Here is a 12,981-nt window from a genome sequence, read left to right on the forward strand (position 1 = left end):
TTTGACGCATTCACTTGAACGAACGTCTGTGTGTTGTCAATTCCAGACATGCGGCTGGCAGCATTGGCGAATCCTTTCCGGGGCTCTATGGTTACGTGCATGCCATCGCCACGTCTCACCCTCGCACTTGAGCAGCTCACTGCAGGTGACTGGCAAGTGTTCGAGAGATTCGCAGCAGAGTATCTATCAGTGGAATTCCCGAGTCTCCGAACCATGGCGACGATGAGTGGTGACCGTGGGCGCGATGGCGAGCTATACATTCCCGATGAAGAGCCCGAGGTTGCAGTTCAATACTCAGTTGCACAAGATTGGGCGGCCAAGGTTCGGGCAACCGTTGGGCGCATCTCGGAAACGATGCCAGGCGTGCGGCGCCTGCTGTATGCAACCAATCAAGATATTGGTGCAAAGGCAGATGGCTTGCGCACTGAATTGCGCGTTGGACATGGTATCCACCTCGACATTCATGACCGCTCGTGGTTTACCGAGCGCGAGCTTTCTCACCCACAAAGGCAGACGGCGGCCGAGGAGCTATCGCAGCAGTTCGTTGACCCCTTGCTTAGTCGCCGAGGTATCGGCGTCGTTGTCGCCCCAGCTCTTGAACGGCAGGATGCCAAGCTGGCCCTGCTGCATCTCACGTTAGACAATCGCGACAAGGCGACTGGTAAGGGTCTGACGAAGAGCTGTTTCGAATCGCTGGTGCTCGCGCAACTCCACGATACCGACACCGACCACCGTGCGAAGGCGTCGGAAATTGAAGGCAGCATAATCAGCCTTCTCGGAGCTGGCAATCCGACTCAAGTGCGGGCTCTTACTCGCAGTGCGCTCAGTCGGCTCTCAAACAAGCATGGCCCTGTGAATCATCATCGCTCCACGGATGACTATTGTCTGTCGCATGCCGAGAATCTGCATCTCCGGCAGAATGTGTCGCAATTTCTTCTCGATGAACAGAGTCTTGAAGATGAAATTCGGGCTGCTATCGCTGAAGCCACTCTTGATGTCGAGGCTGGTGATCAGTATGCCCAGCAAGCAGCTAAGGACCTGCGCCATGCAATCGAGAACGTGCTAGTGCGGCGAGGGGAGGGCTTCGCGAGCGCCGTTGCCACCGGCGAGGTCCAACAGATCGAGGCTGGCGAGATCTTCTCAGCTGCGGCAGACGCGAAGGCTGGTTCACTCGACAGACTGACCCAGGCTCAGGCAGTGGAGATCGTTTGTCAGGTCCTCGATCAGCCGTCTGAATCAACTCAGAGACATCTTCGCCGGTTGGCCGACGCCTATACTCTGTTTGCGTTTCTCCGAGAGACCCCAGATGTGCAGAAGGTCGTAGTAAAAATATTCTCGGAAGGAGATCTGTGGCTAGATACCACGGTTATACTCCCGCTGCTAGCAGAGACTCTGCTACTCGACCGTCAGGCGCGTCATTACACGGTGCTCTTGCGGGCTGCACTGGATGCTGGTTTAAGGCTTTATGTAACCGATTGAGTCATCGAAGAAGTTGAGCGACATATCAATAAATGCCTCACCTTCTCTCGGGTTGGCGCAAATGACTGGAGGTCGGCTTCGGTTCCGTTCCTCTATTCGGTGTATGCGTCGACCGGTCGTTCAAGGCTTGAATTTTCGGCGTGGCTCAATGGATTTCGTGGCCAAGTGAGACCAATGGATGATGTGCGGGACTTGCTGAGGGAAGATTTTGGCATACGACATCGCGATCTGACGGACCTTTCGGATGGTGCGCCGCTACAGCTCCGGGCTGCGGTTCAAGAAGTCTGGAACGAGGTTCACGAGAAGCGGCGGGCAAGTGATAAAGACGAGCTTGATGCGTTGACAAGGCAACGCCTGGTTGCGCACGATGTCGAGAACTGCGTGGGGGTGATGCAGCTTCGGCGTCAAGAACTTGCATCTCCTATGGGGTATAGGTCGTGGTGGGTCACCTTGGATAGAACCGCTTTCTCCCTCGCGAAAGAATTAAGCATCCGTCTCGGTCCGGATGCGCCTAGATCGCCAGCATTGAGTCCTGATTTCCTAACCGAATTTCTGCGGCTTGGGCCGCTCCGGAGTCAGATCGAGAAGGACATGCGAGACAGCCTTCCACTGTTGACGGATATCTCGCGGAGCGAGCGCCTTCCAAAGGATCTAGTGGCTCTGGCGGATCGCGTGCGCGCTGAATGCGCTGGAATGCCAGAAAGGCAGATTCGCCGTGAGGTTCGGGATGCCCTGGACACAGCCCGACTCCAGATCGGATCGGAAGCCCGGGGCGGCCTCAAGAAGGTTGAAGAGAGGCTGATCCAGAAGATCAGCGCGCAGCGAGACGAAGTCGACCCCCGATAGTTCGTGGACCCGACTCGCAATCACTAGCTGTGAGATCCCGCGCGCCCGGCACAATATGGTCATGGACGATGGGGCGCGCGTGGGCACGAGGATCGCCCTGCTTCGCAAGCACCGGCAGCTCACTCAGCACGGTCTGGCGACGCTGGCGAATGTCTCGTACAGCCTGCTGACCAAGGTCGAGAGCGGCAGTCGGCCGGCAACAGAGGGATTTCTGGCGGCCTGTGCCCGGGCGCTCGGCGTCGAGGTCGCTGTACTGCTGGACGATTCGTTGCCTGAAACGACGCAGGATCAGCGGTTGGGAAAGATGCTGAGTCGCGTACGTACGCAGCTCGACCTGTACGACTTGGAGCCTGACGAGTCGATCACGCCCCGGCCGTTGCATGTCCTTCGGGAAGCCGTGCGCGGCGCCAACATCGTGGGCCAGGCGGCGCGGTACGAATCGATGGTGCCGGTGCTCCCGGGCCTGTACGCCGAGCTGCATGCGGCGGCGAACACCTGGACGGGTGCCGATCGCGCCGACGCGTGGGGTTTGCTCGCCGAAGCGTATCGATGTGCGCACACGGTGGGGATCGCGGCGGGTTATCCGGATCTGTCCTTGACCGCGCTGAATCGAATGGACTGGGCTGCCGGACAGGCCGGAGATCGAGCGCCCGCCTTGCGTGCAGCTCGTGAGTACTTGCGGGTCACGGCGTATCTGCGCAAACGCGACTATGAGACGTGCTGGAATCTGAACGCTGCCGGCAGGGCTCACCTTGAGGGGACGGACGCGCGAACGCCGGGGGCGTTGATCGCCTCTGGTCAGCTCTACTTGGGCGCCGCTGTCCTTGCGGCGCGGACGGGGGATGCGTCGACGGTTCGCGACTACCTTGACGAGGCCGAGCGCTTCGCGAGTCGTACCGGTGAGGATCTGGAGACATTCTGGTTCGGGTTCGGTCCGACCAACGTCGCCGCGCACCGGGTCATCACGATGATTGAGCTGGGCGACTACTCGCACGCCATCCACTTGGGCGAGTTCATCCAGTTCCCCCGCGGCTGGCTGCCGACGCGGATTGGGCATCACCACTTCGACCTTGCGCGCGCGTACCAGCGCCTGAATCTTCCTGATCACGCGTTGCGGCATCTGCACACCGCCCGTCAGGTTGCGCCCGGACAAGCCCGCCGGCACCCGCACGTACGGGGCGTGGTGATGGATCTGCTGTCCACATCGCGGCATCCGTCCGAGGCCCTTACCCGGTACGCCGCCTGGATCGGTCTCTGACAAGCCGTCCGCCCTTTCACAAGCTGTGAAAGTTGCCGTCTTCACCCGCCGACACGATTGATCACGTAGCGCATCGATGCCGCTACCGAAGCGCTTGCTTCGTCCTCAACGACAACGGGTGTTGATCATGGTTACGGCGTTCTGGTTCCTCGTACTTGCTGGTGTCGCCTTGGACGGCGTCCTCCTCGGCCTGCTGCGCCGCACACGCGGGAACGCCTTATGAGCACGCCGACCACGGAACAGCCGAAACGCCGGGTCCGCGTTTGGCTCGGTGAGCACAAGGTCATCGACCACATCTCCGAACCGGCGGCAGCGGCCCGCTTCGAAGAGCTGATGCGGCGCCAGCACAGGACTCTGCGAATCACGAACGATCCCGCGGAGACGGAACAGTGACCGGGAAGGCGCCGGCCGTCGCGTACGTGAACGCGAACCTGCTGATCACCGAGTCCGAGGTGACCAGAGTGCGCGAGAGCATGGCGCGCTTCGCTGACGAATGGGGCTACGACCTCGACAGAGTCCATGTCGAAGACCGCACGTCGGGCCGTAGCGCGTTCAACGCGATGGTCACGCAACTGACCGCCGAGGACATCACGACGGTTCTGGTCCCGAGCCTCCATCACTTCGCTGGAATCGGTCACCCCGTGGAGGTCAAGAACCACCTCCAGCTCCTCACGGCCGGGCGAGTCATTCCTACCGGCACCACCTGAGCGGCGGGGTTGGCGTGCCGATCCCTGTGTCCGCGTCAACCCTGCCTTCCACTCCGCGCCCCTGCCTCGGTCACCCCTCCTCAACTCCTCCCGAGCCAGGGGCGCGGTCACGCCCAGACCCGAACGGACCAGCGATGCCGAAGCCCACCCGGCCATCGCGACAGCCCTGCCCCGCCTGCAACGGCACGTCGTGGAAGGTCATCCAGAAAACCCGCATCAAGAACGGCAAGGTAATAACCGTCCCCGAACACGAACCCTGCCCAGCCTGCAATGGCACCGGCTGGGCCAAGTAGGACCCCGGCAGGTCCACTTGCTGTGGTGGTGGCCCCGGCTGTACCACCGAGCCTTCATCCGGGGCAGGATCTGCACCCCACGGCCAGCCCATACGGCCACCTCAGCGCACCGTCTGCCGGATTGACCTCTTAAGCATCAAGGCGCGCCGCAAGCGGCGCGCAGCGCGCCCCGGGCTTACGACCTGCCGGCCGACGCCCTCCGCCGCGCGCACCATCTGCGTACTGCCGATCCCCGAACCGCTCACTCCACCAACAGGCCCGATGTGGCGATCGGGCTAAGGCCGGCGGTTTGGCCCCGTCCCCCTGGCCGCTCGATCGTACGGCCAGCACGCCACGCATCAAGAGCGCCTACGGCGTCCCTACGGGATCGGCAAGCCGACTCTTGACCCGCACCGCGCTGACCTGGGTTGGCAGCTATCAGGAGGACGGGGCAGGTGTGGCGTACGTGCTCGCTACCCTGAGCGCCATGGGACAGGATATGCGGCACTTCGAGGTCGAGGTTGGCGACGATGACCCCGAAAGGCTCTGGATAGTGCTGGCGGCAACCGAGGCCGCAGCGTTGGAGGCCGCCAAGCAATATCGGCACAATGTTGACATTGCGGTTTCAGGCGAGCACACGACCGGCAAGCTGTTCCGGGACAGCGCGGCAGAAGCCAAGGAGACCATGGACCGGTACGGCTTCAGGCCGGGCACCGTCCGCCTCTACATCCGGCAGGTCAAGGAAGAGCGCGCCCTTCCCTGGGTTGAGGCGGGTAAGTATGTGTACGACAACAAGGTCAAAGTCCAGGTGCTCAATGGTACCGAGGTCGAGGTCAACGGCGTCTTTACTCTGCTTCAGAACGCAGTTCAGGCAGCCCTACAACTGGACAAGTCCTCAACTGCTGTGCCGGTCGTCGCCAGCCAGCGATTGAGCTTGCAGCGCCGAGCCTGGCGCCTGGCGACAACCCACCCCCTGATTGTGACCGTAGTTGGCGGCGTAGCGGCAGTTGTGATCGCGGCTTGGCTCGGGTTCGGAAACCCTTAGATCGTGCTAACAGAGTTGCTAACAAGGAGGTGGACTGGGACAGACGGCGGTAGACCTGGTGCCCCTCTCCTCCACCTGGTTGCCGGTCGTTTGGATGGCCGTAGACACCCTTCGCTCGACTCGTAATGAGAAGGTCGTCGGTTCGATTCCGACAGGCGGCTCCACCAAAGTGTATGAGTCCGGGTCATCCTTGACAGGTTGGCTTGGGCTCTTGCTTTACGTGGCTCCGGTAGATGCTTGACGGTGGTTTCGGTTGTTTCTTGACACTCGACTCATGTTGCAGGAGTTGAGCGTGCAAGAGCAGAAGTACCAGGCGGTACTCGCGGTGTTGGCTGACGGACGGTCGGTGTCCGAGGTCGCCGAGCAGTGGGGAGTGTCACGCCAGTCGGTGCACGCCTGGCTGCGCCGTTACGAGGACGAAGGTCTCGCGGGTTTGGCGCCGCGTTCGCGCCGGCCGGGGTCGTGCCCGCATCAGCTCGGCGGGGTGGTCGAGGCCAGGATCTTGGAACTGCGCCGGGTGCATCCGGGCTGGGGTCCGCGCCGGATCCTGTACGACTTGCAGCACGACCCGGGCCTGGCTGAGCTGGACGGTGTGGTGGTGCCGTCGCGGTCGGGGATCTACCGGGCGCTGGTCCGCGCCGGAGCGATCGACCCGCAGGCCCGGCGGCGCCGCGACGAGCACTGGCGCCGCTGGGAACGGGCAGAGCCGATGGAGCTGTGGCAGATGGACGTGGTCGGCGGCTTCGAGCTGGCCGACGGGCGCCGGGCCAAGGCGCTGACCGGGATCGACGACCACTCCCGGTACTGCGTCTGCGCCTGGCTGATGCCGCGTGAGACCGCACCGCGCGTGTGCGACGGGCTCGCCGCCGCGATGCGCCTGTACGGCGTCCCCGAAGAGATCCTGACCGACAACGGCAAGGTGTTCACCGGCCGGTTCAACCACCCGCCCGCGGAGGTGCTGTTCGACCGGATCTGCCGCGAGAACGGCATCATCCACCGGCTCACCGAACCACGTTCGCCCACGACCACCGGCAAGGTCGAGCGCTTCCACCGTACCCTGCGTGCCGAGTTCCGCACCGACCGGATCTTCCCCGACCTGGCCACCGCCCAGACCGAGCTCGACGCCTGGGTCACCACCTACAACCATGACCGGCCGCACCAAGGCATCGGCATGATCCCGCCCGTCGAACGCTTCCAACGCCGCACCGAACCCACCCGCGTCCCCACAGCGCCCCTCGAGGACCGCACCGGCGACGACTGGATCGCCCGCCGCGCCGGCTCCAACGGCGTCATCTCCGTCTCGTGGCAACAAATCTGCCTCGGCAAAGCCGCCGCCGGCCACAACGTCGACGTCCACGTCACCCACCAACTCCTCCACATCTGGGACGGCCCCCAACTCCTCAAAACCGTCCCCCGCACCACCCAAGGCGACGTGCGAAAGAAGCACGCGTCCATCCCCAGAACCCAGGACTAATCTCAAACCATGGTGTCAACCAACAACCGAAGCCACCACGTCAACCATCACCCGGAGCCAAACAGCGGCTCCACCAAAGGCCCTCTGACCAGGCAAAACGCCTGAGTCAGAGGGCCTTCGACTCGAACCGGATCCGCCAGGTACACACAGAAGTACACAAAGCCGGGCTGGGTCCAGAAGTATCCGCACAGGTGTAGGCCGCAACCGGTGTGCGAGCGTTGGCCCCTCCACGCGTGTATGAGCGCTCTCGGACTGTGACCGGAGTGCATGCCCTCGGAGAGCCTTGGAGCTGTCGGGCCGTGCTGGGGCTGCTCGTGGCCTCATCCTGGCGCCACTGGCCCTGCTGATATCCCTTGGCCCCAGGTCGGGCAAGGGCTCCGAATGGCACGGTTGCGGTCACGCTCGGGCGGTGGGGCCATCGTTGATGGCACCCGAGAAGAGCCCCAGGCCATTCCTAGGGCTCAGACGAGTGTCCGAGCCCTGTCTGCGCATGCCCGATTCTCTCGACGGATGCGCCAGATCGGGATGGATAGTGACGCCGCTGCTTGCCCTTGACTGGGCTGTGTACCGTCATCTGTGGCAAGGGGCCCGGGACCGTACCTGAGCATCCACCAGATCTCTTCGAGACACGGAGCGCGGGATTGTGCCTGCGCCACCGTCTCTGTCCCCGTACCTCGTTCCCGTCTTCGGGGTGTCATGCGCCGAGGCAGAAGGAAACCTGTGACGATCTATTCCCAGCACCCAAACCGTGGCAAGGTCCAGATCCTCGCCACCTACCAAGGACCGAGCGGCGTCCTCTCCACAACGGTCACCAGCGTCGAAAACCAGGCTGTGGCCGGCCCAATCGTCGACGCGCTGAACCGCGTCTCGGCGTACACGACCGTGCCGGTAAGCGTCCAAGACGAGCGAGACGACCGCTACCGTCGTTATCCCACCGACCACATCGAGGCGCTCGTGGATCCGGAGGCCCGTCTCGCGCTGCGAGTCGGCGCGCATAGCCTCTGGTACCAGCACATCATGTTGCGTCTTGGCTATGCCCTCAAGGATCTGGACGAGGCGACAGCGTCCGCGCCACCGCCTGTGCGAGTCGCGGTCGCGGCTGAGCTGGAAGTCGAGGCGCGCGACCTAAGGCATGGGTTGGCCGAGTTTTCCGAGGGCGTGAGACCACCTGACGATGCGACTCGCCGGATATGGGACAACGATGCGCCCTTCGTCACCTCGGAGGAGGCGTTGAGCGATGCGACTCGGCGGCGCCTGGACGAGCAAGAAAGCGAAGGGGATGCCGCGGATCGTCGCCGGGCGGTCGCCGATCTGCAACTGCTCTACGACGCGTACGTCAAGACCACCAGTACCGGAGCGCGACTGGAGCTCGGCGAGTTCCTCGTCGAGGACGACCCTTGGGGCGACGAACGTGACAACTTCTTCCTAGATATGTCAGCGCCACTTCCGGATGAAGACTCGCCGCAGGACGCGTGGAGTATCGGCATCTACCGGTGGGTGCCCGACGACCCTGGCGAGGAGTACGGAGCAGCCTCCGGCGATTCAATCCTCGAGTGCCGCCGGTCGACCGCACCCGACCTCGATGAACTGGTCAACCTGCTGAACCTCAGCAACGGAGACGACGCCCAACTCGCAGCCTGGGCTGCGACCCCGGTGGGAGAACCGCTTGGTGGTACCACCTTCGTCGTGACTGCTCGCTACACCGGCTGATATCCCTACGGAGGGATCTGCGCGTCGTGCCGGAGCGCAGGCGGTTGCTGCGGCACGACGCGCCCCTCCTTGTACCCTACGTGGAGCTGACAGCCCTCCAATCGCCGGTGTTGTCGATGCAGGCTGAGTGGATGCCGGCCGGGATTTCGCGGTCGAGACCTGGCCATCACGCTCTCAATTCGTCGTGGGACACGGATATGCGCGCCGTCTGCAGCTTTCGAAGCATTCTCTCGAAGCGGCGTTCTGAATATGATCGCTAGATGGCGCGCCCTCCTCGATGGCAGTCGACGCTGGACGCCAGCGTCGAAGAAGCGTGTCTCGCGGTCCGGCTCTACAACGATCCGGCCGAGACCCGATCTTTCGAGGGCTTTGTCGTCCACATGCACCTCGCGTGGCTCTACCTCCTGCACGCGGAGTTCATCCGCGACCTTGTTGACTATCGATACTGGGATCCGAACCGCAAGAAGCGTCTGCTCAGGATCGATGGCGAACCGAAGATGTGGGAGTTGGAGCGCTGCCTACGTGAGCGTTGGCCCGACTCCGCAGATGTCGTACGGGCGAACCTCAGCCTCTTCATCCGGCTCCGCAATCGCCTGGAACATCGTCACGCACATGCCGATGCAGCCCTCATGGTCACATTGTCCGGTCATGCGCACGCGCTCCTGATCAACTACGAGCAAGAGCTCACGAACCAGTTCGGAGACGATCGATCGCTGGCGCTCCGCCTTCGCATACCGCTCTTCGTGGGTACCTTCAGTCCGCAGGGCGAGCAAGCACTGAGAACTCTCCGTAAGACGCTGCCGGCCGACCTTCAGGGATTCATCACGGACTACGAATCTGGGTTGGCCGAGGCCACCGTCATTGATTCGCGGTACGAGTTCCGGCTTCGAGCGACGATCGAGCTCGCACCGAAGGATCCGGAGGCCATTGCCATTCAGTTCACCCGATATGACGACCTGACCGATGTAGAACGTGCAGCAGTGGAGAAGATGGGTCGTAGAGGACAGGTGATCGTCCGGGACCGGAAGCAGCCCGTGTCAGGACTCGGAAGGTTGATGCCGAAGTCTGCTGCGGCCGAGGTTGAGTCAAGCATCCCGTTCGCGTTCAACCTGAATCACTTCGCCGCGGCCTGGAGGCGAGAACAAGTCCGGCCTCCATCCGGTGATCCACACCCGGACCGCACCAAACCGGACTTCTGCGAGTACGACGAGCCCACGAAGTCCTACCGATATACGAGAGCCTACGTGAACTACCTCATCAAGAAGTGCGGCACCGCTGAAGGCTTCCAAGCTGTCACGGGCATGCCACCGCGGTTCCAGCCCGGCGCGGAAGGCAGGGCCGAGCTCGGCTGACGCATCCGTGGTGAGATTTCCCGGCTGTGGTCTGCGGCGGCGAATCCTGTGTCATGTCGGCGCTCTCCTCCATACTTAGAGAGACCGACTCACTACGAAGGACTCCATCTCTGTGACGATCACTCAGCAAGAGCTCGAATCCCGTCTGTTGGCCGCTGCTAACGCCCTCCGCGGGCCTGTGGACGCGGCCGACTTCAAGACGTACGTCTTCCCGATGCTGTTCTGGAAGTGGATCAGCGACACCTGGGTCTACGAGCACGACGAGGCGATTGAAGAGTACGGAGATGACCTCGACGACGAGATCGAGGCGGACTTCCATCGCTTCGAGATGCCCAAGGGTACGCTGTGGAGCGAAGCCACTGGGAAGACCGCCAACCTCGGTGCAGAGATCGTGAAGACGTTCCAGCGGATCGAGAAGGCGAACCCACGGTCGCTGGCCGGCATCTTCGGGGATGCTTCCTGGGGCAACAAAGAGCGGATCCCCGAGTCTGCGCTGCTGGGGCTGATCAAGGCGTTCAACCAGATCCGCCTCGACCCTTCGACGGTGTCCCACGACCTTCTCGGTGCTGGCTACGAGTACTTGCTGAAGAACTTTGCCGACGAGTCTGGGAAGAGAGCGGGGGAGTTCTTCACGCCTCGAGAGGTGGTCAATCTTCTTGTCGGCATCCTGAACCCAGAGCCTGGCGAGTCTGTTTACGATCCGACGTGCGGTTCAGGTGGAATGCTCGTCGCGACCATCAATCAGCTTCGTGATGCTGGCAAGGATCATCGCACCCTGCGCGTCTACGGCCAGGAGATCAACTTAACGACTTCGTCGATCGCGCGGATGAACCTGTTCCTGCACGAGATCGAAGACTTCGACATCAAGCGCGGAGACACCCTCCGCGCGCCCGCATTCAAAGACAGGAGCGGCGCGGTTCGGAGTTTCGACGTTGTCATCGCCAACCCCCCGTTCTCGCTGTCGAATTGGGGGGCCGATCGCTGGGAGTCCGACCCACGGGCGATCGGTGGGGTCCCGCCGGCACAGAACGGCGACTTCGCCTTCGTCCAGCACATGGTTTCGTCGATGAACTCCGGCATCGGTCGCGTGGGTGTCGTTATGCCGCATGGGGTGCTGTTTCGCGGTAGCGCGGAGGCGAAGATCCGGCGGCGCCTCATCGAGGAGGATCTACTTGAGGCCGTCGTCGGTCTGCCGCCAAACCTCTTCTACTCGACGTCGATCCCGGCTTGCTTGCTCATCTTCCGCGGCCAGAAGCTCGCTGAGCGCAAAGATCATGTGCTCTTCGTTGACGGTTCGGCCCGGTTCGACAAAGCGAAGAATCAGAACGTGATGTCTGATGGGCACATCACGGCACTCGTCGATGCCTACCGCACGGGCGAGGACCCTGATGGTGAAGGCGTCGCTGGGGTTCGGCTCGTACCGTTCGAGGAGATCGAGCGGAACAGTTTTGATCTGAATATCGGCCGTTACATTAAGGTCGCAGCCGAGGAGACCGCTGATCTCGGTACGGCGCTGATCTCGTATGCCGACGCACGCCAGCATCGCATCGGCACGGAGGCCGTCATGTTCGGACGCCTCGTTGCAGCCGGTATTGACCTGAGCATGCTTGAGGCGTCCGATGAGTGAGTGGGAACTGGTACGCCTGGGCGACGTGACGTCTCAGATCCAAGACGTCGTAAAAGTCGCCCCCGGCGTCGAATACCCGCTTCTGGGCGTGAGATGGTACGCCGCCGGTCCATTCTTGCGTGAGGTCGTAACCTCGGATAACTCCAAGGCGACCCGCTTCTATCGTGCGCAGCCTGGACAATTTATCTACAACCGTATGTTCGCGTGGAAGGGATCCTTTGGGCTAGTAAATGCTGACCTGGATGGCTCCTACGTCTCAAATGAGTTCCCGTTGTTTGAATGTGACGCACGCCTGATGCCGGAGTTCTTGAAACTTCACTTCGGGCAGCCCTCAGTTTGGGCCGCCATCGAGCGAGTGAGCACCGGGACGACAGCCAGCCGAAATAGATGGAAGGAGTCGCAGTTCGGCGAGTACCAAGTCGCTCTCCCCTCTCGCGCTGAGCAGCGCCGCATCGTGGACATCATTGCGGCTCTGGATGCTCATATCGACGGGTTGGCGAGAGAAGTGGCCAAAGCTCGCCACCTTTTGCGGTGCTTGCTAGCAGACCATTTTGAGTCGGTCGCTGGTGACGAGATTCCTATCGTCGACCTTTGCGCGCATGTAATTGGCGGTATCTGGGGTTCGCCTGAGGGCGAGAGCGAGGTTGACGTGCTCGCACTGGGTCCGCGAATTTATAGTCCTGGCACGGCAGACTTTGTGACCGATGGTTCGCCAATGAGGTCGTTCTCACGGAAGCAGGTTGAGCCACGTCAGGTTCAACCGAACGATATCGTTCTGGAGCGGTCGGGTGGTTCACCAGAGCAGCCTGTCGGTCGGGTAGTGATTGCTGGAGAAGGGCTTCCTCCGTGTGTTCCTACCGATTTCCAGAGGCTCATCAGACCTGATGCCGAAAAGATCGATCCTCGTTATCTCTTTTGGCGTCTCCAGCATGATTGGAACAGCGGAATAACACGTGCTTTCAGTCGTCGAACCACCGGTATCACGAACCTCTCAGTCAAGGAGTACATCGCTCGCCAAGTGCCGGTTCCTGACCACGCAGTACAGGCGATGGTTATTTCCAGCTTCAACGCCGTCGCCCTGAGTATCGACGCGGCCGAGGCTGAGCGCATCTGTCTCCGCAACTTCCGGTCCTCCATCCTGGCCGCTCTGCTCAACCAGGAGATCGAGATTCCAGAGTCGTACGACGCCTTGCTGGAGGCAATGAGCTGAT

General features: G+C 62.0%; 11 protein-coding genes. All 11 read left to right on the plus strand.

Features of this window, described 5'->3' with window-relative positions:
• Positions 1–213 precede the first annotated feature (213 nt).
• The 11 genes from HDA44_RS28725 to HDA44_RS28775 all read left to right on the plus strand — a co-directional run bounded on the left by HDA44_RS28725 (position 214) and on the right by HDA44_RS28775 (position 12,980).
• A complete protein-coding gene (locus tag HDA44_RS28725) occupies positions 214–1,479 on the plus strand; it encodes a hypothetical protein (RefSeq protein ID WP_184839671.1) in 1,266 nt (421 codons plus the stop codon).
• A gap of 174 nt (positions 1,480–1,653) precedes the next feature.
• The gene (locus tag HDA44_RS28730; RefSeq protein ID WP_184839673.1) at positions 1,654–2,325 is read left to right on the plus strand and encodes a hypothetical protein; all 672 of its coding nucleotides are present in this window, start codon (positions 1,654–1,656) and stop codon (positions 2,323–2,325) included.
• Positions 2,326–2,386: 61 nt separating this feature from the next.
• Positions 2,387–3,583, plus strand: a complete 1,197-nt coding sequence (locus tag HDA44_RS28735) for a helix-turn-helix domain-containing protein (RefSeq protein ID WP_184839674.1) — start codon at positions 2,387–2,389, stop codon at positions 3,581–3,583.
• A 219-nt stretch (positions 3,584–3,802) separates the two neighbouring features.
• On the plus strand, positions 3,803–3,976 hold the full coding sequence (locus HDA44_RS28740) for a hypothetical protein (protein ID WP_184839676.1): 174 nt from the start codon (positions 3,803–3,805) through the stop codon (positions 3,974–3,976).
• On the plus strand, positions 3,973–4,290 hold the full coding sequence (locus HDA44_RS28745) for a recombinase family protein (protein WP_184839678.1): 318 nt from the start codon (positions 3,973–3,975) through the stop codon (positions 4,288–4,290). The genes HDA44_RS28740 and HDA44_RS28745 overlap by 4 nt, the downstream gene beginning before the upstream one ends.
• Before the next feature lie 729 nt (positions 4,291–5,019).
• Positions 5,020–5,607: a hypothetical protein gene (locus HDA44_RS28750; RefSeq protein ID WP_184839680.1), complete on the plus strand. Its 588-nt coding sequence runs from the start codon at positions 5,020–5,022 to the stop codon at positions 5,605–5,607.
• Positions 5,608–5,884: 277 nt separating this feature from the next.
• Positions 5,885–7,081 (plus strand): IS481 family transposase, encoded by a 1,197-nt coding sequence (locus tag HDA44_RS28755; RefSeq protein ID WP_184844444.1) that lies wholly within the window; start codon positions 5,885–5,887, stop codon positions 7,079–7,081.
• 720 nt (positions 7,082–7,801) lie between these two features.
• Entirely contained in the window at positions 7,802–8,791 is a 990-nt protein-coding gene (locus HDA44_RS28760; RefSeq protein ID WP_184839682.1) for a hypothetical protein, read from the plus strand.
• Between the two features lie 260 nt (positions 8,792–9,051).
• Entirely contained in the window at positions 9,052–10,143 is a 1,092-nt protein-coding gene (locus tag HDA44_RS28765; protein ID WP_184839684.1) for a DUF3644 domain-containing protein, read from the plus strand.
• A 112-nt stretch (positions 10,144–10,255) separates the two neighbouring features.
• Entirely contained in the window at positions 10,256–11,770 is a 1,515-nt protein-coding gene (locus HDA44_RS28770; RefSeq protein ID WP_184839686.1) for an N-6 DNA methylase, read from the plus strand.
• Positions 11,763–12,980 (plus strand): restriction endonuclease subunit S domain-containing protein, encoded by a 1,218-nt coding sequence (locus HDA44_RS28775; RefSeq protein ID WP_184839688.1) that lies wholly within the window; start codon positions 11,763–11,765, stop codon positions 12,978–12,980. The genes HDA44_RS28770 and HDA44_RS28775 overlap by 8 nt, the downstream gene beginning before the upstream one ends.
• Position 12,981 lies beyond the last annotated feature (1 nt).

Origin of the sequence: Kribbella solani, from assembly GCF_014205295.1 — a bacterium.
Classification (GTDB): Bacteria; Actinomycetota; Actinomycetes; order Propionibacteriales; family Kribbellaceae; genus Kribbella; species Kribbella solani.